Genomic DNA, 23,142 nt, shown 5'->3' on the forward strand with positions numbered 1-23,142 from the left:
TCTCAGTTCTCGGGGAAGTTGACGATCGCGAGATTCAGGGGGAGTTGATCGTTGCGGGCCTGTGGCTCAGGGAGTTTGTCCTGCAGGAAATCTCCGGTCAAGTAGTCGTCGGCGGCCATGATCGTTTCCACCGGGACCTGACCGGCATAGTCGAAGTCGTCGAAGACGTAGGGGACCCCGTCGGACCCGAGCAAGGTAGGACCGTTCATGAGCTGAAAATGTAGGTGAGAGGCGTTGGCGTTACCGGTGTTTCCGAGTTTCGCGATGACCTGTCCGTCCTTGACCTTGTCTCCGGGTTTGACCAGTAGTGACCCCTCGATGAGGTGGGCATACATGGCAAAGACGCCGTCGCCGAGATCCAAGACGATGTGATTGCCGTCGACGTTGAGTGCCGTGAGCTTCGCCGCCAGGACGGGATCTTGCGCGGGGAGGACGCCGGGCGCGTTTGCTGCCATGTTGTCGAGGACCGACACCACGGTCGCATCGGCGACCGCGTGGATCTCGGTTCCGTAGTCGACATAGCTCGTGTTCTGGGTCTTGTCGCCGACGTAGAACGCACCGGAGTCGTCAGTACGTTTCCAGTCGATGGCAAATCGCTCGCTGTTGTTCAGCTTGCCGTCGACCGGCAACGTCGAGCCGCGGTGCGGGAACCCGGGTTCGCAGCAACCGTTCAGAGCGATCCAGTTGTCGCCGCGCAGAGGCGGGGAGATGACCCGGGGCGTGCTCGCGGCGAGGTCGATCGGAGTGACCACATAGTCGATCGGAGCGGGCTCGCGTGAGGCGGGGGAGTCGGCTCCGGTGCCCCGTAGGTGGTGCAGAACGGCTTTCGGAACCTCGCTCTGATTGTCGAAGGTGTAGTCGAGGAACAGGACGCGGCTCTCTCGAGGCGGGATGATCGAAGTCTCGAGGCGGCCATGCGGCACGGCCTGCAGACGGTTGCAGTCGCCGTAAGCACAATTCGGGTCGACCAGTGCTGCGCCGGCGAAGCTGGTGATGACCTTCGTAGGGTCGGTTCCGTCCACCACGTCGACCACTTCGATGGTGGCCGGGACCGGAGATGCGTTGGTCAGCTGCAGATCGTAGGCGACGTGGTACTTGCCGTCGGTCCCGAGGAACGGGAAGGTCGGGTCCCCGATCTGGGTCATGGTCACGCTCGTGAACGCTTCCGGCACCACGACGTTGTCGAACGCTGCGGTGTTCGTCGGTGCGGTCTCAGGGTCTTCGCCACTGGTGCACCCCGCGATGACGAGGGTGAGCGCCGCGACCGCGATCACGCCGACGTGGGTACGCCTGATCACTCCTGCCCTCGGCCTGCGAGGACGTCGTCGAGCCAGTCGAAAACGCGCTGTTCGAAAAGGGCGGCTGCACCGGCCTCGTCGTGTTCGCCCGCGCCTTCGGCGTTGGTGAACTCGATATGCCTCTTGTCTGATGTCAGGGCGTCGAACAGCGGTTTCGCGCCTCCGCCCCTCGTGTCGTTCTCGCCCGAGCACAGCAGGGTCGGACATGTGATGTTCTCCGCGTACCCGCGCAACGTGTACCGCTTGGCATCGCGCAGATAGTCGAGCGGGTGTGCCAACCCGTGCGTCAACATGCCGCGGTTCAGGCCGAAGTCGAGTACTGCGTTCTTTGACATCGATTCTGTGAGAACAGTATTGAGAATCTCAGGGTCCCCCGTGTGTAATTGATCACGGTACTCGGGAGGCAACATGAATGCCGCGCCCTCGCCGGGAGCGAACTGGGGGGCGTCCGCGACAAGCGCTGCGACCCGATGGTCGGCCGCCGCGGCACGGGGTGCGAGATAGCCGCCCCAGCTGCGACCGAGAAGGACGATCCCCTGATCATCGACCTCGGGACGCGACTGTAGCCAGTCGATCTGAGGGGTGACCACCGCCTCCCAATCAGGCCGGAACACCAGTCCCTGTTCGATGAGTGCTCCACCCTGACCGGGCCCGTCGATCATCAACACCGCGTATCCGCGGCGCAGTGCTGCTTCACCCCCGGCGAAGTACGACTCCTCCTTGGTGCCGTCGTAGCCACCGATCAGGATCACCGTCGCGAAGGGCCCATCTCCGTCGGGCGTGGCGAAGTAGGCGGGCAGTTCAGTCTCCGCGTACGGTACCGATACTCGTTCGATGTTCCACTCCGAGAGTGCTGCGGCCTGCCAGAAGGACTCGCGCTGCCGCCGGTAGGACTCGACGAAACGCGGGTCCACGGGTGGGCGATAGAAGAACACGCCGCTGGTGCGGTAATACGTCACGGCCCGGAGGAACGCGTCGTGCGCGCTGACCCGGTGGCCGGCAGCCAGACTCTCCTGCGCCGCGGCGTAGATCCGGTCGGCGGTCGCGGTCCACTCGCGATGCCAGCTGTCGTGATCGCCGGCAACAATTCTTCTGGCCGTCACAAAACATTCGCCGATGTCGGCTCCGCCACTGGGAACGGCGTCCAGCGCGCGCAGGAACTGGCCGTCGAACTCGGGCTCGGAGAAAGCGATTCCTCGTAGGTCCACTACTCGGGTGGTGCTGTCGTGTGTCGTCGTCATGGCGTGCGCTCTCTTCCGGTGGACTCGGGCCGTGGCAGGTCTGGAGTGATCGGTCTCCATGGTCTCGGCCGGTGGTCTCACGGCGCTCAAATGCCGACGGATCCCACAGCGAAGACTGCAGTCCATACTTTTGGTTCGTCCTGCTCAGGATCCGGCGACGGAATCGGACATCCCCGGTACTGTTCTGGGGGTGGAGTTTCGGGATCTCGGGTCGCTGCTCATCGAGTCGGACGGGTTGTCGAGGCCTCCAGGCGGGGCTCGTCTGTCGACTGCGCTGGCGGTGTTGTTGGCCCGGGCCGGGGAACCGGTGACCACCGCGACGTTGATCCACGCGATTTGGGGCGACGACGCTCCCGAACGCAGTGTGAAGGTTCTGGAGTCGCACATCTGGCGACTACGGAAGGTCCTCGAACCGGGCCGCGGACCGCGGGGTGCGCCGACCGTCCTGCTCACCGATCAGACCGGATACCGGCTGGCGGTCTCACCGGACAAGATCGACTCGCGGATGTTGGAGAGCGCCAGCGTTTCGATGCGCAGACTGTTGGGCGAGAACAACCTCGCTGAGGCGTTGGCAATCAGTGAGAAGGCACTGTCACGGTGGCGTGGCCCTTACTGCGACGACGTCGCAGACACCGGATGGCTGACCCCGATACGCGCCCGCCTGTCCGACATCCGACTCGACCTCATCGAGTGCCGGGCCGCGGCTCTGCGGGAGGCGGGTCAACCGGAACTGGCAGTAAACGAACTCGCAGCTGTGATCGCCGAGAACCCTCTGAGAGAACGCCTGTGGGTGCACCGAATCCTCGGGCTGTATCAATCCGGCAGACAGGCAGCCGCTTTGGATGCGTTCGAGCACATCCGGCGGGTCCTCGCCGATGAGCTAGGCATCGACCCGGGTCCTGAGCTCACGCAAGTGCATCATCAGATCCTGAATCAGGACGATCAGCTCCGGCCGCGAACCGGTCAGCAAATCGGGAACAGACCGGTCGAGGTGCGATTGCCCAGTCGGCGTTCGACGATCATCGGTCGTGCGGACGATCAAGCAGCGGTGACAGCGTCGCTCGACGCAGCCCACCTGGTGACAGTGCTCGGCCCGGGCGGGGTCGGAAAGACCCGGCTGGCAACGGAGGTCGCATTCAGTGTTCGCAATGACTACCCGGAAGGCGTCTGGTTCGTGGACCTCGCGCCCGTCGACCAACCCGAGTCCGTACCGGCCGTGGTCGCCAACACGCTCGGGCTCCGTCCCGTCGCGGATACGCCGACAACTCAGCTGATCGGCGACCACCTGACGTCGCGGCGACTGCTGATGGTGCTGGACAATTGCGAACACCTACTGGCCGGCGTGGCCGGTTTCGTCGACCAGATACTCGAGGTGAGTGAACGGTCCAAGGTGCTCGCCACCAGCCGGGAGCCGCTGGAGGTGCCCGGTGAGCGGCGGTACCAGCTCGCACCACTCGACGTTCCCACGCCTGACAGCACCCCCGCCGAGTTCAGTGAGTCGGCGGCGGTACAGCTGTTCGTCGACCGGATGGGTGACGCGCTCGATCGCCCCGATCGGAGCGGTCGCGAAGGTGCCACCATTGCCCGGATCTGCGCGGCTGTGGGCGGTCTGCCGCTGGGAATAGAACTGGCTGCGGCCCGCGCGCGCGTCTTCGACCTCGGCGAGATCGCGGACAGTCTCGACGGGGCGCCGGGCCAACTGACGCGTAGTGGGCATGGCGCGAGGCGTCATTCGAACTTGCTCGAGACCGTTGATTGGGGATACCGACTCGCAGGCAATGATGAGCAGATCCTGCACCGGCGACTGGCTGTGCTGCCAGGACCGTTCACACTCGAAGCGGCGGCACGGCTGTGCAGCATCGCCCCGCTGAGTGCTGAGCACGCCCTCGACCTCGTCGGCGGTCTGGTCCACCGATCGATGCTGGTGTCGACACGACCGACCACGCCCGATCGCACGACCTCTTTTGTCCAGTTGGTGCCGATCAGAGCACATGCCGATCGTGAGCTGGCCGAGGCCGAACGCAGGCAGGCCTGTGCGGTGAGAGATCGCTGGGTGGTCGGGCGAATCACAGATTCGCCGGACCCGGGACGAGCAGAACAGTCGGCGTACTACCAGTGGCTCGAGGACAATCAGGCCTCGGTGCGTGCGGTACTGCGTTCAACTCTCGTTGATGCACCTCACGTCGACGGGCTCGCCATGCTGTGGCGATTGATCTTCTTCTGGCACGACCGAGAAGAGACCGTGGAGTTCCTTCGCTGGGCCGAGCTCGCCGACGCTGCCATGGCGCAGATGAGGCCCAATGCGTTCGACGCGGCGGTTGGCCAGGCCGTCACTGGTTGCGCACAGGCGTTGGCTCACAACACCGACGCGGCGGAAAAGGCTTTGGCGCAGGCGATCCCGATCTTGTCGCACCCGCCTGAGGATCGTGTCGCCGACGCCGTCCGAATCCTGCTGGTGGTGTCGGTGTGCGCCTGGACCGGCGACGTCTTCGATTGGGCGCTGAAGGCGGCCTCGTCGGTGCCCGCGCTCGCGGAGCCCGCCGACGAGCACACCGTGTTGGTGGCGCGCAGCATCCTGGCCGCCAGTGCACTCGTCGGGGGAGACGGTGCGACCGCGCTCGCCCAGGCTGACGCAGTGCTGGCCGACAACATCGCTGTCGGCAACAACATGGCCGCTCTGTTTGCCAACGTCACCCACTCGATCGCGGCGAAGTTCTCCGGCGACGGAGTTCTGGGTCTGAAATATTGCGACGAAGTTCTGCGCACGCAGAAGTTGCTCGGCACGCACAACTTCTCCGAGAGCTTCGAGACCCGCGGCAGCCACTTCGCCAACGCCGGTCTGCCCGATGAGGCTGCGCGTAACTACGGGCTCTCGTACGCGCTGAGCATGCGCCAAAGCCGGGAATGGCCCTGGCACCCCGGCACGGATGAACTGCTCGACGAGGTCAGGGCGCACCTCGGTGTCGAGTTCGAACGGCATTGGGACAGCGGGATCCGGATGGGCGAGGTAGACCCTGTCCGGCTCATCGACGACCTCGACCTGCGCGGCGCGATCAGCACATGAAGACCTCATGGGCCGCGAATGCGACCGTCGTCACCTCATCGTTAGATCACGGTGAGACCGCCTCACGGGACTGTTTACTCGTGACACGCGCCAACCCTGGGCACGGCGGACTCGATGAGCGCTCAGTGTCCGATCGGATCGACGACAGCATCACACGCAACTGAGTCGAAGAGGTAGGTATGAAGATCAAGAAACGAGTTCTGGCAGTTGTCACCGCGGTAGCAATCGTCTCCCTGGTGGCGGGCGGGTGTTCGTCATCGAACGACGACGCGGCTGCCTCATCGTCGTCCGCCGCCCCGGCCGTGGCGGCGGACAAGGCCGCGCAGTTTCAACAGGTCCTCGACGACACCCGGGCCAAGGCCGGGTTTCCCGGTGTGATCGCGCAGGTTACCTCGCCGGAGGGAACGTGGACCGGAACGTCGGGAGTCGTCGGGGAAGGCAAGACCGAACCGCCGACCGTCAGCGACAAGACCCGCATCGGTTCGTTGACCAAGACCATGACGGCGACCGTGCTGCTGCAGCTCGTTCAAGAGGGCAAACTGTCGCTCGACACCCCGATCGGTGAGTACGTCCCCGGTCTACCCAACGGCGACCTGGCAACGTTGGCGCAGCTGGCGGACATGACCAGCGGGATTCCGAGTTACACGGAGTCGGACGCAGTCGTGACCAAATACTTCGCGGACCCCGAATATGACTGGCCGCCGCAAGAACTCGTCGACGCCGTGAAACCGCTGCCTGCCGATTTCGCACCGGGGCAGGGGTGGAGTTACTCGAACACCAACTACGTCCTGCTCGGAATGGTGATCGAACAGGTACTCGATCAACCGATTGCCGAGGTCTTCGAGTCGCGACTGTTCAAACCACTCGGCATGTCCGACACGACCTTTGCGGGAGGATCCACCGAGATCGGCGATCCGCACATGGACGGCATGACCAACCAAAATCAGCCTCCCGGCCGGAATGTCGACTCGACGCACTGGAATCCGTCGTTCGCATTCACGGCAGGTGCGGTCATCTCCACCCTCGACGATCTGAAGAAGTGGGGACACGCGTTGTTCACCGGCGACGGCGTCCTCGATGAGGCCACGCAACAGCTGCGTCGCGATTCGATCGTCCGCGACATCCCGCCGAACACTGCCACGTTGGGTTACGGATTCGGCATCGGTGACCGCAACGGCTGGTGGGGTCACGACGGGGACATTCCCGGCTACAACAGTGTCTTGTTCCACAACTACGATGCCGACACCACGATCATCGTGTTGACCAACAGCGACAACACCTTCAGCGTCGACGGAAAAGATGTGTTCCCGGCTCCGGCGGTGTCGGCGGGACTGCAAGCCGCGGTCGGCTAACTGCTTCGGATCGCAGGACTCCCGCGGTGAGGGCAGCACTCTGTGAGGGGCGGCCTGCCGTCAGTCGCAGCAATCGCAATTGTGAGTGGCGGCGGCAAGTGCGGGTTGGTGTGGTGCCGCACAGCAAGTGTCACCCTTCCACGCATTGACGCCCTCCTTCACCGCGATCACCGCGATGACCAGGGCGGCGATGGGGTCAGCCCACGACCATCCGAGCAAGGAATTGAGCAGTAAGCCGACCAGGAGGACGGCTGAGAGATATGTGCACAACAGCGTCTGCTTCGAGTCCGCTACAGCTGACAACGAGCCCAGCTCGTGGCCCGCTCGCCGTTGCAGCCACGACAGGATGGGCATGATGGCCAGGCTCACTGCAGCCAGGGCGATTCCGATGGACGAGTGCTCGGCATCGTCGGTGCCGGTCAATGATCGGATGGCGTCGACGGTTACGTACAGTGCAAGACCGAAGAACGAGAACGCAATGATCCGGAGCGCGACCTTCTCCCGCGATTCGGGGTCCTTGCCGGCGAACTGCCAGGCCACTGCGGCAGCGGAGGAAACCTCGATCACTGAATCCAGGCCGAAACCGATCAGGGCTGTCGATGACACCCTGACCCCTTCGCTGAGCGCGATGACGGCCTCGAGGACGTTGTAGGTGATGGTGGCAGCAACGAACCACTGGATCCGACGTGCGAGGAGCTGCCGCCGAGCCATCGTCATGCGTGGCCGCAGATCAGGCGCACCCGCGCCGGCGGCCATCAGCAGCACCCCTCATCCTGCGCATCCGAACAGCACGCCGGGTCAACCGCCAGAACCAGACCCATCAGATCGTCCAAGGCGCGACCAATGCGTTGATCGGCCAACTCGTACCGAGTTCGGCGCCCCTCGGGAACCGCGACCACCAACCCGCAACCCCGCAGGCAAGCAAGGTGATTCGACAGAATCTGGCGCGACACACCGATCTGCTCCGCCAGGTCGGACGGATACCCCGGGCCCGATCGCAGGCGCAGCAATATCTGGCTGCGGGTCCCATCCGAGAGTGCGTAGCCGAACCGGGCCAGCGCCTCCCGGTGAATCAAGGTCTCCATGTGAGGATGGTACATCCATACCTGAATTCAGGAAAATCTGTACTAAGCGCTGCCGGTCGGCGACTGTGCTGTGATGAAATCGCCGAGGCGTGGCACGGCGCGTTCGGGACGTCCCTCGCAGCTAGATGCGCCGGGCGCCAGGGCCCTCTCGGCCGCGCTCGTCACCCGGGTTGAGGAGATTGCAGGTCTTCAGGGACAGGCACCCACAGCCGATACATCCAGTCAGTTCGTTCTGCATTCGCCCGATTGCTTGTTTGCGCTCCTCCAGGCGTTCATTCCACCCGTGCGAGGTCTTCTGCCAGTCCTTCTTGTTCGGAGTTCGACCGTCGGGCAGCGATGCGAACACCTCCGCGACCTCGGCCAGAGGTATGCCGAACCTGACCGCCAGCTGGATCAACGACACCCGTCGGATCGTGTGTCGTGGAAACTTCCGCATGTTCCCGCGGTACGCACAGCGGGAATGAGACCCAGTGTTTCGTAGTAGCGGACCGCGGAGACGGCAACGCCGGTGCGCGCCGCCACCTGCCCGATCGACAAGAGTTCGTCGCTCTTCCGGATCATTTTGCCTTTCAACGGGTGTGCACTGTTGATCTAGAGTGCACTTGAGATCTTACAGTCGTCACCATGCACCTTCCCAACGACTCTCCATCCGGCACCTGGAGACAACTACTGAGGGGCCCGTACCTCGGCACCGCCACAGTCCTCGCCGGGGGCGTCGCGCTGTACGCGACCAACGTCTACCTCACGACAAGTCTGCTTCCCACTGCCATCGAAGAGATCGGCGGTCAACGGTATTACGCCTGGACGACGACGGTATTCCTCGTCGCGTCGGTGATCTCGTCGATGTTGGTCACCAACCTCCTGACCGCCCGCGGACCACGAGGGGCCTACCTGATCGGCCTCGCAGTCTTCGCAGTCGGCACGGCAGCGTGTTCGGTCAGCCCGACGATGGAACTCTTCCTGGCCGGTCGAATGATCCAGGGGCTGGGAGGGGGCCTTTTGGCAGGGCTCGGTTATGCCGTCATCAACGCCGCTCTCCCGAAACACCTTTGGACGCGCGGCGCGGCACTGGTATCGGCAATGTGGGGGGTCGGCACCTTCGCCGGCCCCGCGATCGGCGGAGTATTCGCGCAACTGAGCATCTGGCGCTGGGCCTTTGGCATTCTGATCATTGCGACGGTCGCCGTCGCTGTCCTTGTCCCCAGCGCACTCCCGCCCCACACAGCCGGCGTCGCCACCGAGACCCCGGTCCCGGCTCTCTCGCTGGCATTGTTGACCGCGGCAGCGGCGATGGTGAGCATTGCCGGCATTCTGTCGAACCTCATGGTCACCGCGGCGATGGTGGGCTCTGCAGTCATGATTCTTGTCGCCTTCGTCGCAGCAGACCGCCGCGCCGCTCACGGCATCCTTCCGCCTTCGACGTTCAGCGGTTCATCGCTCAAATGGGTGTATCTGACCATCGTCGTCCTTGCTGTTGCCTCAACGGCAGAGATGTTCATACCCCTGTTCGGTCAGCGACTCGCCGGCCTGTCACCCATTGCCGCTGGATTCCTCGGTGCGGCACTGGCTTTGGGATGGACTCTGGGTGAAGTGCCGAGCGCATCCGCCACCGCTCCTGGTGTGGTGCGGCGCATCGTTGTCTGCGGACCGATTCTCGTTGCCGTCGGACTGGGCATCATGGCGGCGTTTGTCGCCGATCACGCCGGAGTCGGCGTCCTCATCGCGTGGACCATCGGTTTGCTTGTCGCCGGCGTCGGAATCGGCATCGCCTGGCCGCATCTGGCAGTCGCCGCGATGACCTCGGTCGCCGAACCCGGGGAAGGACCAAGGGCGTCCGCAGCGATCAATACCGTGCAACTCATCGCCAACGCATTCGGCGCTGCCCTGGCCGGCGTGCTGGTCAACATCGGAGAACCGTCAGTGCTGCGATCTGCGCAATTGCTTCTCTTCTCGTTCGCGGCCATCGCGATCATCGGCGCGGCATTCGCAGGTCGCGCCCTTCCACGGCGCCGGACGACAGCCGACAACCGCGAAGCCGGCCTGAGCGGCGTCGCGAACGGCCCACGGCCTGACCGACCAACCCGAGCCTGAAATCCCACGATCACAGACGGACCGCGCGTCATCCGGGCCGGCGAGCGCAGCCGGACCCCGGATGGACGTGGGTCATTTCTTGATGAACTCGAGGATGTCCTTGTCGAGTTCCTGCTGATAGGCGCCGAAGATGCCGTGCGGCGCTCCGGGGTAGACCTTCAGCGTTCCGTCCTTGACGAGGTCGATCGATTTCTTGGCGGCGGCCTCGATCGGAACGATCTGGTCGTCGTCGCCGTGGGCGATGAAAACTGGCACGTCGAGCGCTTTGAGATCTTCGGTGAAATCGGTCTCGGAAAACGCCTTCACGCAGTCATATGCTGCTGCGAGGTTGACGAGCATGCCTTGACGCCAGAAGTCGTCCTTCGCACCCTGCGATACGTTCGATCCCTCGCGGTTGGCTCCGAAGAAGGGCACCGTCAGATCTTGGTAGAACTGCGAGCGGTCGCCGAGGACGCCCGCCCGGATACCGTCGAACGCTTCGATCGGGGTGCCTTCGGGGTTTGCGTCGGACTTCACCATCACCGGTGGCACTGCGCCCGCGGTGATCACCTTGACGACACGACCCTTGCCGTACTGCGCTGCATACCGGACGACCTCGCCGCCGCCGGTCGAGTGGCCGATCACCACGAGGTCTTTCAAGTCGAGCGCCTCGACCAGTTCCGACAGATCTTTGGCGTAGGTGTCCATGTTGTTGCCGTCGTAGGTCTTCGACGAGCGGCCATGCCCGCGCCGATCGTGGGCGACGGCCCGATAGCCGGCGTCGGCGAGGATCTTGAGCTCGGTTTGCCAGGCGTCCGAAGACAGCGGCCAGCCGTGGCTCAACAGAACCGGCTGTCCGGTGCCCTGCTCGGTGTAGTAGATCTCGGTTCCGTCAGAAGTAGTGATGTAAGGCATGTTCTGCTGTTCACCTCAGTGCATATCGGGTGCTGCTCGGATGGCTCGTCGAAATCATTGCGCGAAACCGACTCAGGTAGAGACAACCGTAGGTAAAACTCTCGGCAATTGTCGGCGATCACCGGAACTGAGAACGGCCCATGAACGGCGAGATCCCCGGCTCGGAACCCGAGCCGGGGATCTCGCAAACAGTTTCTATCAGGCGACGACGAGGTCGAGTTCGTCATCGGTGACGCTCACCGACACCTTGCCGCCCTCTGTCAGGATCTCGTCGAGCAACAGATCTGCGATCCGGTCGTCGACAGCGCGCTGGATCGACCGCCGCAACGGCCTGGCGCCGAACTCGGGCTGATGGCCGTGCTCAGCGATCCAGTCCACAGCAGCGGAGCTGAACTCGATCTCGATACCCTTGGCTCCAAGCCGCTTACGGCTGTCGGCCAGGAGTAGGTCAGTGATCTCGTGCAACTGCACGGCGTCGAGCTTACGGAAGATCACGATCTCGTCGATCCGGTTCAGGAACTCAGGCCTCATCGACTCGCGGAGTCGACCCATGATCTTCTCGCGCATCGGCTTCTCGGCCGCCGTGGTGTCGCCGGAGTTGAACCCGAGGCCACCCGACTTGCTCGAGATGATGTCTGATCCCAGGTTGCTGGTCATGATCAGCACCGTGTTCTTGAAGTCGACAGTGCGACCCTGTCCATCGGTCAGCCGCCCGTCGTCGAGGACCTGTAGCAGCGTGTTGAACACGTCCGGGTGCGCCTTCTCGATCTCATCGAGCAAGATGACCGAGTACGGGTTGCGCCGGACCTGTTCGGTCAGCTGGCCGGCCTCGCCGTAACCGACATAGCCGGGAGGCGCTCCGATCAGCCGGCTCACCGTATGGCGTTCGCCGAACTCGCTCATATCGAGTCGCAGCAGCTTCTTCTCGTCGCCGAACAGCGACGTCGCCAAAGCCTTTGCCAGTTCGGTCTTCCCGACGCCGGTGGGTCCGAGGAACAGGAAGCTGCCCACAGGACGATCCGGATCGGCCATTCCGGTGCGGCTGCGGCGCACCGCTCGCGCGATTGCTTTGACCGCATCATCCTGGCCGACGACCCGCTGATGCAGTTCGTCTTCCAGACGGCGTAGTCGTTCCTTCTCCTGCTGGGTCATCTGGCTCGCGGGGATCCCTGTTGCACGAGAGACGACGTCGGCGATGTGCTCGGCGGTCACCTCCGATGCGGATGTCGACGCGTCCGGATTGCCGTCGAGACGGGCCTGCACCGCAGCCGTCTCGTCCCGCAACGACGAAGCCTTCTCGTAGTTCTCCTGCGCGACAGCTTCTTCCTTCGCGGTCTCGAGCGCGGCCAGCTTCTTGCGCAGGGCCTCGGTGTCGATTGCCGGTGAGGCCAGCTGCATCCGTGCCCCCGCCTGGTCGATGAGGTCGATCGCCTTGTCCGGCAGGAAGCGGTCCCCGATGTAGCGCGACGACAGTTCGACCGCGGCAGTGATCGCCTCATCGGTGTATCGGACGCCGTGATGTTCCTCGTAACGACCGCGTAGGCCCGTCAGGATCGCAATGGCATCGTCGATGCTCGGCTCGGGCACCGTCACCGGCTGGAAACGCCGCTCCAGAGCGGGATCCTTCTCGATGTTCTTGCGGTACTCGTCGAGCGTGGTCGCGCCGACGATGTGCAGTTCACCGCGTGCCAGCTTGGGCTTGAGGATGTTCGAGGCGTCCATGGACCCCTCTGCACCTGCACCCGCGCCCGCGATGGTGTGCACCTCGTCGATGAAGACGATCAGTTCGTCCGAGTGCGCGACGATCTCGTCGATGACGCCGTTGAGACGTTCCTCGAAGTCGCCGCGGTAGCGCGTACCCGAGACCATGCTCGACAGATCGAGCTGCACGATGCGTTTGCCGGACAGTCGTTCGGGCACCTCGCCGTCGACGATTCGCTGGGCCAGTCCTTCGACGATGGCGGTCTTGCCGACGCCCGCCTCACCCACGAGGACCGGGTTGTTCTTGGTCCGTCGGGACAAGATCTCGATGGTTTGCGCGATCTCGTCGGCGCGACCGATCACGGGATCGACTCCGCCCGTGCGGGCACGTTCGGTGAGGTCGAAACCATATTTGTCCAGGTTCGGGGTCTCGCTCTGGGTGATCTCGTCGGCCGAGCCGCCCTGCAATGCGGTCTGCAGACGTTCGGGGGTGAGTCCGGCAGCAGCGAGCAACCGGCCTGCCGCCCGGTCCTGGTCTCCGGCGAGTGCGACGAACAAATGTTCGGGGTCGATGTAGGTCGATCCCAGCGCCTGCGCGAGCTGATGCGCTTCGAAGACCGCGGTTCGCACGGCGGCGCTCAATGTGGTGGTGCCGAATCCCGCGGACGGACTTCCGCTGGGAAGGCGCTGCTCGACGGCCGCCGCCACCGCGGCAGGGTCGGCGCCGGCGCGCTGCATGAGACCGCGCGTCGGATCGTTGTCTGCCATGACGTGCAGAACATGGAGTGCATCGAGTTCGGCGTCGCCGCGACCTGCGGCGAACTGTGCCGCCTCCGCGATGAGGTCCTGGGTGGACTTGCTCATCAGACGACTGATGTCGATGCGCCGCGGGCCGTCGGGCCCGAAGAATGCTGCCATTCGGGAAAGCCTCCTGTGAAGAGTTGAGTGCATACGGCTCAATCAACATGAGTGGGGTGCTATCAATTCCCGCGGAGGCTCATTTTCGAGAACATGCTGGCAGGAGTAGGCGTGATTGCACGGCTGCTCGTTGTTGTCGAGCCCGGCCACGTGGACGCCCGCGAGTCGCTAGCGTTGGACCAGCGGGGGCTGACGGAAAGGGATACCAGCAATGGTCGACACCGATTCGAACTTGAATGACTCTGCGGCGAAGCATCTGCAACTGGCTCACGATGATCCGCACGGTCGCAGTGCCGACATCCTCGTCCACGACGGTCCGCTCCGTCAGACCCTGATCGCCATGGTCGGCGGAACAGAGCTCGGCGAGCACAATTCGCCGCCCGCGGCGAGCGTCCTCGTGTTGTCCGGGGCCGTCACCGTCATCGCCGGTGACGATGAGGTGACGTTGCGGGCAGGGGAGTTGCGGGGTCTCAGCCACCATCGACACAGTGTTGCCGCCGTAGAGGACTCCGTGTTCATCCTCACCACGGTGACGGGAACCGGCGAGCCCTCGCGTCGGTAGATCCCACCCGATCGGTGTTGGACCGACCTTTACTTAGCCCTTGCGCTAAGTGTTGACTGCTGATACTTTTCCTTATGGCTCAGTATCAGCAAGAGCAAGAGTTGGACAGCGTTTTCCAGGCGCTCGCAGACCCCACCCGCCGCGCAGTACTGGGCCGTCTCGGGCAGGGGCCCGCGAGCATCAGTGAGCTGGCAAGGCCGTTCGACATGGCCCTGCCGTCTTTCATGAAACACATTCGGCTGCTCGAGGCGAGCGGCTGGATCCGCACGGCCAAGGCCGGGCGGGTGCGCACCTGCGCGATCGAGAAACAGAAGTTCGCGGTCGCCGAGTCATGGCTCACGCAGCAGCGCGCGATCTGGGAGGGCCGGACCGACCGGCTCGAAGCGTTCGTCACCACATCAGAGGAGAACAACCAATGACCATGTCCATCGACACCGACCGTGACCTGATGGTCTCGCGCATCATCCGAGCACCGAGGGCGGTCGTCTGGTCTGCCTGGACGGAGCCCACGAAGTTCGAACGGTGGTGGGTCCCGGCCCCCGCGAAATGCAGGGTCGCAGCAATGGATCTGCGTCCCGGAGGTGCGTTCTCGACCGAGATCAGCGAAGACGGCGGCGACTATGCCGGCCATATCGATGGTTGCTTCCTTGCCGTCGACCATCTCGAACGCATCGTGTTCACCACTGCGCTGGTCGGCGGATGGCGCCCGGCGCCCAATCCGTTCATGACGGCCACCATCACGTTCGCAGAGCATCCAGAGGGCACCGAATACACCGCCACGGCACTCCACAAGGACTCTGCTGATCGAAACATGCACGACGAGATGGGATTTCAGGACGGATGGGGAACCGTCACCCGGCAACTCGCCGAACTCGCCGAGGCCTGAGGGACAGCCGGCCACCGTCGCTGTCCGGGAAACGTCGGTGACCCGAGTCTAGGATCGAGTTCATGCGATTCGGATTGTTTGTTCCTCAGGGTTGGCGTTTGGACCTGGTCGGTATCGACCCCGCAGATCAGTGGGCGGTGATGCGTGACTTCTCGGTGCGGGCCGATCAGGGGGCGTGGGATTCGCTGTGGGTCTACGACCATTTCCACACCGTCCCGGCTCCGACCGAGGAGGCCACACACGAGGCGTGGACCCTGATGTCGGCTCTCGCGGCGTCGACATCGCGGATCAGGCTCGGCCAGATGTGCACGGCGATGAGTTACCGCAACCCGGCGTATCTCGCCAAAGTGGCCGCGACCACCGACCTGATCTCGGGCGGACGAGTTGAGATGGGCATCGGTGGCGGGTGGTACGAGCACGAATGGCGTGCATACGGTTACGGATTCCCGTCCGCCGGAGAGCGTCTGGGCCGCCTCGACGAAGGTGTCCAGATCATGAAGCAGGCCTGGACGACCGGCTCCGCGACGCTCGACGGCAAGCACTACCAGGTCGACGGCGCCATCTGCCGTCCACTTCCGTTGCAGGACGGCGGTATCCCGATCTGGATCGCCGGTGGTGGGGAGAAGGTGACGCTGAAGATCGCCGCGAAGTACGCGCAGTACACCAATTTTGATGGCACCCCCGAGGGCTTCACCCAGAAGTCGGAGATCCTGCGAGCGCATTGCGACACGGTCGGCACCGACTTCGGCGCCATCGTTCGCTCTGCCAACTACAACGTGGCCATCGGGTCAACCGAGGCCGAGGTCGAGCAGCGACTGGCGACCTTGGTGGAGCGTCTGACTCCGCACGTTGGCGCGGAGAAGGCCGAAGCTGCGCTGGGGGCATTCCGTGATCTGCCCGGCGTGGGAACGCCGCAACAGATCATCGAGAAGCTGTCAGTGCTGAAGGACAAGGGAATGTCCTATGGCATCTTCTATTTCCCGGAAGCTGCCTATGACCTCTCGGGCATCGAGCAGTTCGAATCGGAAGTGATGCCCGCGCTGCGCTGATCGACTCGTCGACGGATCAGCCCCGGTCGACCCGATCCCTGAATTGTTCGACCTGTCTGCGAAGACGGTCGATGTCGCCGGTGAGTGCTGCCGCGCGTTCTTCTGTTCGTCTCGCGGCCTCCTCCGACTGTGTATCTGCATCGGGGGAGGCGGCACCGAGTTCACTGATCAGACCGTCCAGCGCTGCCTCGGCGGCAGCAAGCGCCTCGCGAACTCGCTGAATCTCTGCTGCGTCCGATTCCGATGCTGCCATCACACCAGTCTATGGGGATGCGCCCGGATCGGCCGGCGAGCTGCGCCTGTCCGCACGCGCTTTGTGACAATGTACGGGTGAGCGACATCCACCCCGATCGGCATCTCTACGGGAACCCCGATGCGCCTGTCCGCATCGTCGAGTACGGAGATTTCGAATGTCCGTACTGTGGGGCGGCAGCTCCCGTCCTCACCCAGGTGGTGGACGAGTCGAATGGCCGGGTGTGTCTCATCTTTCGGCACTTCCCGCTGTTCGAGGTGCACCCGTTCGCGCTCACCGCAGCGTTGGCGGCGGAGGCTTCCGGGGATCGTTTCTGGAACATGCACGCCGAACTGTTCGCCCACCAGGATCACCTCGACGATTCGCACCTTGCGGAATATGCGTACCGGGCCGGCGTGGTCGACTCGGTGATCGGTCTGGCGGCGCAGCCGTACAAGGCAGCGGTCGAAGCGGATTACAACCGGGGAATCGGTGAAGGCGTTAGGGGAACACCGAGCCTCTTCGTCGATGGTGTCCGGTACACCGGCGACATCGAGCTCGATGCGCTGCGCGCAGCGACTGGCTCGGGGTAAATACGCGCAAACGCGCCGCCTTTACGAGGACGCGACGGTTATATGTGGAGCGTCTTCGTAAATCCGGCGCGTCTATGGCGTCAGCGGAGGGTGGGGTCGATCCACGGCCCGGCAGGCAGGCTCGGTGGGTTGTCGGCGTCGGCGAGGCTGCACAGCGGTAGCCTCTCGCCGAGGTAGCGCAGCAACACCGACCCGAGTATGGCCGCGATGGCTGAGCCGACGAGCACGCCGATCTTGGCATCCTGTTGCAGCACGGGGTCGTCGAAGGCGAGGTCGGTGATGAACAGGGAAATGGTGAACCCGATGCCGGCGAGTACCGCGCCGCCGATGAGATGTCCGTAGCGGACCTGACCGGGCAGATACCCGAGTCCGAACTTCAAGGCCAGTCCCGCGGCAAGCGAGATCCCGACACCGTTGCCGACCACCAACGCCACGATGATGCCGATGGTCACGGATGAACTGGACGCCGCACTCAAGGCATCGGCGTTCAATGCGACACCGGCGTTGGCCAGACCGAACAACGGGACGACCACCAGCGCACTCACCGGGTGCAAGGCATCCTGTAGTCGCTCGTTGGCGGGAACCGTGGCCCGCACGGCTGCCGACGCCAACCTGGCACGGGTGGCGTCCGCACGTTGAATCGCCAGGCGACCGTAGGCGCGAACCCGCTCGCGCTGCTCGGGCTCGACCGCAGCGGTCGGGATGATCACCCCCAAGATCACGCCGGCAAGCGTCGGATGTAGTCCCGATTCGAAGACCGCACACCACAACGCGATGCCCACCAGGATGTAGGGCCGTAGTTTCCACATGCGTGCCCAGCGCATGAACACCAAAACGGCGACCAGCGCGGCGACCACTCCGAGAGCGGCCAGTGACACGTCGTCGGTGTAGAAGATCGCCATGACGGTGATGGCGCCGATGTCGTCGACGATTGCCAGGGTCAGCAGGAAGAGGCGGATCTGATCTGGGCACCGGGGCCCGAACAGGGCCAGGATGCCGAGGAGGAAGGCGGTATCGGTGGAGATCGGGATGCCCCAGCCCGCCGCGGCGGGGCCGGTGGGCTGGAAGGCCAGATAGATCAGGGCGGGCAAGATGAGGCCACCGATCGCGCCGAGCACGGGCACGATCACGGTGCGGCGATCGGTGAGTTCTCCGACCGTGACCTCGCGACTGATCTCCAAGCCGACCACCAGGAAAAAGATCGCCATCGCCGCGTCGTTGACGATGTGCTGGAAGTCGAGGGCCGTCGACCAGGATCCGACCTGCAGCACCACATCGGTGTGCCAGAACGAGGCATATCCGGTTCCGGGAACGTTCGCCCACACCAGGGCCACAACGGTCGCGGCCAGCAGCAGTCCGGCGCTGCCCGACTCCTTGGAGAGAAACTGCATTGCCCGCGGCGATACCGACGTCCTCGACGATGTCAGTCGGGTCGTCGGCCCAGGGCCGATAGAAAGTCCGGGACCGACCGAGGGCGCTTCCGGTCGGCGATCATCACTTGCCACGCCGATCATTGTGCGGCAGTGAGCGGCCCCCGGCACGGTCAGGCCTGTGCTTCGACCGAGACCCGGCGTTTGATCACTCGGAACGCTCACAACGGCTCGGTCGCAGCCATCGTTAGGGTGGCACATACAGCCCACCCTGGTCGGTAGGAGAATCAAAAATGGCAGACGATGGCGGCGTGGAAACCACGAACGGACCGGTGCGCGGACTCGATGACGGGATCACGAAGTCTTGGCGTGGAATTCGATACGCGGCGCCGCCGGTCGGGCCGCTGCGGTGGCGCGCTCCGACGCCACCAGAGCCGTGGACCGACGTCGCTGATGCGACCGTCTTCGGCCCGGTTGCGCCGCAACCGAGCAATCCTGTGATCAGGCTCGGTGAAGGTGCCGTCCACGACGAAGATTGCCTGAGCCTGAACGTCTGGGCGGCAGCGTCGGTCGAGGCGGGCGATGAGAAACCGGTCATGGTCTGGGTGCACGGCGGCGCCTACATCTTCGGGTCGTCGAACCAGCCGCTGTACGACGCCCGTGCCCTGGTGTCTGACGGAGACGTCATCGTGGTCACCATCAACTACCGGCTCGGCGCCCTCGGATTCCTCGATCTGTCGGGATTTCGCACCGACGAACGCCACTTCGACACGAACCTTGCGCTGCGCGACATCATCCTGGCCCTGGAATGGGTCCGGGACAACATCACAGCGTTCGGCGGCGATCCCGACCGGGTGACCTTGTTCGGGGAGTCGGCCGGCGGGTCGATCGTCACGACCATGCTGACGATCCCCGCGGCACGGGGTCTGTTCGCACGTGCGATCGCTCAGAGCGCACCTGCCACGTCGGTCTACGACAGTGCTCGTGCCAAGCGGGTGGCCACGACATTCCTGGAGAAACTCGGCGTCGATGAAGCCGATGTCGGGGTCCTGCAGGATCTGCCGGTCGACCAGATCGTCGCTGCGGGTCTGGCGCTGTTCACCGACGTCCCCGCCACGTCGCCCGGAACGCTCGCATTCGCGCCGACCGTCGATCGCGACCTCTTACCCGATTATCCGCTGGCGGCTTTCCGGGCCGGACAGTCGCATCCGGTGGCGTTGATAATCGGGACGAACAAGGATGAGGCCGCGCTGTTCAAGTGGATGAAGTCGCCGCTGATGCCCATCACCCCCGATGCCATCAGAGCGATGTTCACCGAGATCGCCTCGGAGCAACCCGACTTGAAACTGCCCAGCGAGGCCGAGATCGGTTCCGCCTATTCGGGTATGAAACTGAAGGCGGCCGGTCTCGCGGTCGCCCGGGACATCGGATTCCGTATGCCGACGATCTGGCTTGCCGAAGCCCACAGCGCGGTGGCGCCGGTATATCTCTATCGCTTCGATTGGGCCACACCCATGTTGCGGGCTCTGCGCGTCGGCGCTACCCACGCGACCGAGCTGCCCTACGTGTGGGGCAATCTCGTGATGGGACGCAAAGACATCACGTTCAAGCTCGGCGGCCTGAAGGTGGGCAAGGCGTTGTCGGCGCGTCTGCAGAACCGGTGGGTCTCGTTCGCGGTCGACGGACATCCGCGCGGACTGCCCGGAGATCTGGAATGGTTCCCCTACGAACGCGACCAGCGGGCCACGCTGGTGATCGACCGTCAGGACTCGGTGATCGACGATCTCGACCGAGACCTGCGTGAGGCGTGGGGTGACGACGTCCTGAATTTCCTTTAGCGCTGGACACTATGCTGTGCGGATGGACCGCGAACCCCGGGCACCGCGCAATCGGATCGACCCGCGGTCGCGGTGGTACTGGCTTCTCGAGTGTCTGTGCCTGTTGGCGATCGCGGTGGCCGCTCTGGTCGTCCCGGCGATCATCTGGTCGGGCGTGCGGACAGGTTTTCTGGTCGCCGCTGCGTCGGTGGGCGCGCTGCTGCTGCTGTGGACGGTGACCATGCCGTTCCTGCGCTACCGGGTTCATCGCTGGGAGGCGAGCGATACCGCGGTGTATGCGAAGACCGGATGGTTGTCCCGAGAGTGGAAGGTGGCGCCGCTCTCGCGGATCCAATCGGTCGAGGCCAAACGAAATCCGCTTCATCAGTTCCTCGGATTGTCGCAGGTATCGGTCACCACGGCATCGGCACACGGCGAGATCGTGATCCAGGGTCTCGACAGGGTGGTGGCCGATGATCTGGTGGCCGAACTGACGGTGGCAACAGAAAGCACGGTCGGGGACGCGACATGAGCGACGAACCCGCGCAGGGGTCGCTCGTCTCGCTGGAAGCGCTACCAACCGATGTGCCGTGGCAGCGCCTCGACAGCCGGATGATCGGAGCTGCCCTCACTCGAATGCTGGTCATGGTCGCTCCTGTCGCGTTCGCCTGGGTCATTCTGGGGCAACGGGACTCGTCGTCGTCGTGGACTTTCGTGGCGTTGACCGCGGTGGCGGTTGTTGTCCCGTGCTTCTACATGTTGCGGTACGTCAGGTTTCGGTACCGGATCACCGTCACCGAGTTGCAGATCACTTCGGGGCTGCTCGTCAGACGAGTGCGTAGGGTGCCACTGCACCGCATCCGAACCGTCGACATCACTGCGAAACCGATTCTGCGCTTGTTCTCTCTGGCCATCGTCACCATCGGCACCGGACAGCAGGTGGCAGCGGGGGACTCGGGTCTGCAGCTCGACGCGGTGCGCGCGCCGATCGCCGCCTCGCTGCGGGCCGACCTTCTCGCAGCGGCCGGAAAGGCTGCTGAGCGAACGGAATCCATGGCGGCGGTGGCCGGGACCGACTGCAACTTGACGAAGACATCGCCGCCTACAGTGCTCCGGATCCGCTGGGCGTGGATGCTCTATGCCATCGTCGGCGTGTGGTCGGTGGCCGCTCCCACCGTGATCTTCGGATCCGTCTACCAGGGCATGCAATTCCTCGGTCGCAGCCCCGATACCTATGTCGGGTGGTACTTCTCCGAATATCTGGACCGGGTGTCGTGGGGGCTGTGGCTTCTCACCACGGGCGGCTGCTTTGTGGTGGTGGGCGTCATCGGCGCGGCTGCAGTATTCGTCGAATCGTGGTGGAACTACACGCTTGTGCATGAACAGGGCGGTCGGTTCGTGGCCACCAGGGGCCTGTTGACCACACGCTCCTTCACCGTCGACCAGTCCCGGTTACGCGGGGTGACGGTGGCAGAAGCCTTGACCACCCGAGCCTTGCGCGGTGCGCGGCTGGTGCCCATCCTCACCGGTGTCAGTGCTGACCAGCAGAACAAGGATTCGGGAGTGCTGGTACCCACGACCACCCGCGACATCCCGGTGTCCTTGGCGAACACACTCCTGGGCGAGACGGTTCTCACCGCGGACAGGCTGGCACCGGGATGGCTGCACCGGCATCCGCCTGCGGCCCTGCGGCGCATTCTGTTTCGCTATCAAGCGGCGGCGGTGGTCCTCGCAGCAGGGCTCGTGGCAGCGTGGTGGTGGTGGGACTGGCCGATCTCTCTGGTCGCGATACCGGTCGTCGCGGGTGCATTGCTCGTCCCGGCGGCGCTGGGCAATTACCGTGGCCTGGGTCATCGGGTGGCAGACGGATATCTGTTCAGTCGCCGCGGCTACTTTCTTCGTCGGTTCGATGCCGTCCAGCTGCGAGGGGTCAGCGGCGCTGCAGTACGCCAGTCGGTCCTGCAGCGCAGGCTCGGGTTGGCATCCGTCATCGCCACGACGGCCTCGGGCGAGAAGGCGTACTATGTGGTCGACGTCGGCATCGACGCGGCAACGGAACTCGCGTCCGCCCTCGGTGGGCGTGAGTTCGTCAGTTGAGCGCCGCTCGATCGCGCGCTTGACCTAGGAGACCGCAGCAGCCACAAGGGACTCGAGGAACGTCGCAACGCCGTCGTCGTCGTTGCTGGGCAGTACCTGGTCGGCAACGGCGAGGGCATCGGCACTGGCGTTGGCCGGGCACAGTGCCCGTCCTGCCCAGCCGAGCATCGGGAGGTCGTTGATGGCGTCACCACAGGCAGCGACCTCCGACCGGTCGATGCCCCAGCGGGCGCACAATTGCGCGAGAGCGGTTGCCTTGGAAACCCCGAGCGCGGCCATCTCGAGGTAGGGAGCCCCGGAATGCGTTGGGGTCACGTCAGCCATCCCCGCGGCAGCGACGCGGCGGAAGAGGTTCTCACTGGCCACCTCGGGATGTCTGGCGACGATCTTCACGATGGGTTCGTCGTCGAGCGACGCAGTATCGGACAACTCCATCGTGGCCGGATCTCGGTGGTGGTCGGTGAAACGGCAGAGGACGGCGTATCCGGGGTCGGCTATGAACCGTGTCGGGCCGACAGTCGCAAAGACGGTTCCCGGGACCAGTTGGCGGACCCGGGCGATCGCTGAGTCGGCAACCACGGCCGTGAGTGGCTGGACGTCAACGATGTCCGGTGTGCCGTCGGCGAGATCGATCAGGACCGCGCCGTTTGCTGCCACCGCGATACCGCGGAACCCGCACGCAGTGGCGAGGGAATGCACCGAGTGCTTTGCGCGGGCCGTCGCCCAGACCACGATGATCCCGGCGTCGGCCGCAGCGGTCATCGCAGCGGCTGATCGGGGACTGATCGCGCGGTCGGAGTTCAAGAGTGTGCCGTCGAGGTCGGTGGCAACCAGTCGGATAGTCACCTGCACCATGGTGCCAAGCGCCGTAAGTCGGCGCGAACCAGGCCGC

Annotated in this window: 20 protein-coding genes and 1 pseudogene; 11 read left to right on the top strand and 10 right to left on the bottom strand. The window is 64.3% G+C overall.

Annotation, left to right across the window (positions count from 1 at the left end):
* Positions 1–2: 2 nt before the first annotated feature.
* Positions 3–1,298: a M23 family metallopeptidase gene (locus tag DFR67_RS00200; RefSeq protein WP_110467440.1), complete on the bottom strand. Its 1,296-nt coding sequence runs from the start codon at positions 1,296–1,298 to the stop codon at positions 3–5.
* Positions 1,295–2,539 carry an alpha/beta hydrolase family protein gene (locus DFR67_RS31030; RefSeq protein WP_158539862.1) on the bottom strand — a complete coding sequence of 415 codons (1,245 nt, stop codon included), beginning with the start codon at positions 2,537–2,539 and terminating at the stop codon, positions 1,295–1,297. The genes DFR67_RS00200 and DFR67_RS31030 overlap by 4 nt, the downstream gene beginning before the upstream one ends.
* Before the next feature lie 190 nt (positions 2,540–2,729).
* On the opposite strand from DFR67_RS31030, the gene DFR67_RS00210 reads away from it, so the two are divergent.
* Both DFR67_RS00210 and DFR67_RS00215 read left to right on the top strand, forming a co-directional pair.
* Positions 2,730–5,603 (top strand): AfsR/SARP family transcriptional regulator, encoded by a 2,874-nt coding sequence (locus DFR67_RS00210; protein WP_158539863.1) that lies wholly within the window; start codon positions 2,730–2,732, stop codon positions 5,601–5,603.
* Positions 5,604–5,782: 179 nt separating this feature from the next.
* Complete coding sequence (locus DFR67_RS00215) at positions 5,783–6,955, top strand: serine hydrolase domain-containing protein (RefSeq protein ID WP_211324902.1); 1,173 nt, start codon at positions 5,783–5,785, stop codon at positions 6,953–6,955.
* Between the two features lie 60 nt (positions 6,956–7,015).
* Here DFR67_RS00215 and DFR67_RS00220 read toward each other — a convergent pair whose 3' ends face one another.
* From DFR67_RS00220 to soxR, 3 genes and pseudogenes are all read right to left on the bottom strand, one after another.
* Positions 7,016–7,711 (bottom strand): cation efflux transmembrane domain-containing protein, encoded by a 696-nt coding sequence (locus DFR67_RS00220; RefSeq protein ID WP_110467828.1) that lies wholly within the window; start codon positions 7,709–7,711, stop codon positions 7,016–7,018.
* Positions 7,711–8,040, bottom strand: a complete 330-nt coding sequence (locus DFR67_RS00225; protein ID WP_110467443.1) for an ArsR/SmtB family transcription factor — start codon at positions 8,038–8,040, stop codon at positions 7,711–7,713. Before DFR67_RS00225 ends, DFR67_RS00220 begins: the two co-directional genes overlap by 1 nt.
* Positions 8,041–8,161: 121 nt before the next feature.
* Positions 8,162–8,601: pseudogene (gene soxR / locus DFR67_RS00230) on the bottom strand (redox-sensitive transcriptional activator SoxR).
* Positions 8,602–8,664: 63 nt separating this feature from the next.
* Between soxR and DFR67_RS00235 the strand changes: the two are divergent.
* On the top strand, positions 8,665–10,131 hold the full coding sequence (locus tag DFR67_RS00235; RefSeq protein WP_110467444.1) for an MFS transporter: 1,467 nt from the start codon (positions 8,665–8,667) through the stop codon (positions 10,129–10,131).
* Between the two features lie 72 nt (positions 10,132–10,203).
* Here the strand turns inward: DFR67_RS00235 and DFR67_RS00240 are convergent, their stop codons facing one another.
* Positions 10,204–11,025: an alpha/beta fold hydrolase gene (locus DFR67_RS00240; protein WP_110467445.1), complete on the bottom strand. Its 822-nt coding sequence runs from the start codon at positions 11,023–11,025 to the stop codon at positions 10,204–10,206.
* Between the two features lie 198 nt (positions 11,026–11,223).
* Positions 11,224–13,644 carry an ATP-dependent Clp protease ATP-binding subunit gene (locus DFR67_RS00245; RefSeq protein WP_110467446.1) on the bottom strand — a complete coding sequence of 807 codons (2,421 nt, stop codon included), beginning with the start codon at positions 13,642–13,644 and terminating at the stop codon, positions 11,224–11,226.
* Positions 13,645–13,855: 211 nt separating this feature from the next.
* Between DFR67_RS00245 and DFR67_RS00250 the strand changes: the two genes are divergently transcribed.
* The 4 genes from DFR67_RS00250 (at position 13,856) to DFR67_RS00265 (ending at position 16,141) form a co-directional block, all read left to right on the top strand.
* The gene (locus DFR67_RS00250) at positions 13,856–14,206 is read left to right on the top strand and encodes a cupin domain-containing protein (protein ID WP_211324903.1); all 351 of its coding nucleotides are present in this window, start codon (positions 13,856–13,858) and stop codon (positions 14,204–14,206) included.
* A gap of 74 nt (positions 14,207–14,280) precedes the next feature.
* Positions 14,281–14,625, top strand: a complete 345-nt coding sequence (locus DFR67_RS00255) for an ArsR/SmtB family transcription factor (RefSeq protein ID WP_110467447.1) — start codon at positions 14,281–14,283, stop codon at positions 14,623–14,625.
* Positions 14,622–15,092: an SRPBCC family protein gene (locus DFR67_RS00260; RefSeq protein ID WP_110467448.1), complete on the top strand. Its 471-nt coding sequence runs from the start codon at positions 14,622–14,624 to the stop codon at positions 15,090–15,092. The genes DFR67_RS00255 and DFR67_RS00260 overlap by 4 nt, the downstream gene beginning before the upstream one ends.
* Before the next feature lie 62 nt (positions 15,093–15,154).
* Positions 15,155–16,141: an LLM class F420-dependent oxidoreductase gene (locus tag DFR67_RS00265; protein ID WP_110467449.1), complete on the top strand. Its 987-nt coding sequence runs from the start codon at positions 15,155–15,157 to the stop codon at positions 16,139–16,141.
* A gap of 16 nt (positions 16,142–16,157) precedes the next feature.
* Here the strand turns inward: DFR67_RS00265 and DFR67_RS00270 are convergent, their stop codons facing one another.
* On the bottom strand, positions 16,158–16,394 hold the full coding sequence (locus DFR67_RS00270; protein ID WP_110467450.1) for a hypothetical protein: 237 nt from the start codon (positions 16,392–16,394) through the stop codon (positions 16,158–16,160).
* Positions 16,395–16,471: 77 nt separating this feature from the next.
* On the opposite strand from DFR67_RS00270, the gene DFR67_RS00275 reads away from it, so the two are divergent.
* Entirely contained in the window at positions 16,472–16,966 is a 495-nt protein-coding gene (locus DFR67_RS00275) for a DsbA family protein (protein ID WP_245937627.1), read from the top strand.
* An 80-nt stretch (positions 16,967–17,046) separates the two neighbouring features.
* Here the strand turns inward: DFR67_RS00275 and nhaA are convergent, their stop codons facing one another.
* Complete coding sequence (gene nhaA, locus DFR67_RS00280; RefSeq protein WP_245937628.1) at positions 17,047–18,357, bottom strand: Na+/H+ antiporter NhaA; 1,311 nt, start codon at positions 18,355–18,357, stop codon at positions 17,047–17,049.
* Between the two features lie 272 nt (positions 18,358–18,629).
* Here nhaA and DFR67_RS00285 point away from each other — a divergent pair, with 272 nt between their 5' ends.
* Genes DFR67_RS00285 through DFR67_RS00295 form a run of 3 tightly spaced genes read left to right on the top strand, consistent with a single transcriptional unit; the run spans position 18,630 to position 22,250 of the window.
* Positions 18,630–20,174, top strand: coding sequence for a carboxylesterase/lipase family protein (locus DFR67_RS00285; protein WP_110467453.1), 1,545 nt, complete (start codon positions 18,630–18,632; stop codon positions 20,172–20,174).
* A 22-nt stretch (positions 20,175–20,196) separates the two neighbouring features.
* On the top strand, positions 20,197–20,685 hold the full coding sequence (locus tag DFR67_RS00290) for a PH domain-containing protein (protein ID WP_110467454.1): 489 nt from the start codon (positions 20,197–20,199) through the stop codon (positions 20,683–20,685).
* The gene (locus tag DFR67_RS00295; protein ID WP_110467455.1) at positions 20,682–22,250 is read left to right on the top strand and encodes a PH domain-containing protein; all 1,569 of its coding nucleotides are present in this window, start codon (positions 20,682–20,684) and stop codon (positions 22,248–22,250) included. The genes DFR67_RS00290 and DFR67_RS00295 overlap by 4 nt, the downstream gene beginning before the upstream one ends.
* A gap of 24 nt (positions 22,251–22,274) precedes the next feature.
* Here DFR67_RS00295 and DFR67_RS00300 read toward each other — a convergent pair whose 3' ends face one another.
* Positions 22,275–23,105 (bottom strand): HAD family hydrolase, encoded by an 831-nt coding sequence (locus DFR67_RS00300; protein WP_211324904.1) that lies wholly within the window; start codon positions 23,103–23,105, stop codon positions 22,275–22,277.
* Positions 23,106–23,142: the final 37 nt, after the last annotated feature.

It is taken from the genome of Williamsia limnetica, from assembly GCF_003217475.1.
GTDB lineage: Bacteria > Actinomycetota > Actinomycetes > Mycobacteriales > Mycobacteriaceae > Williamsia > Williamsia limnetica.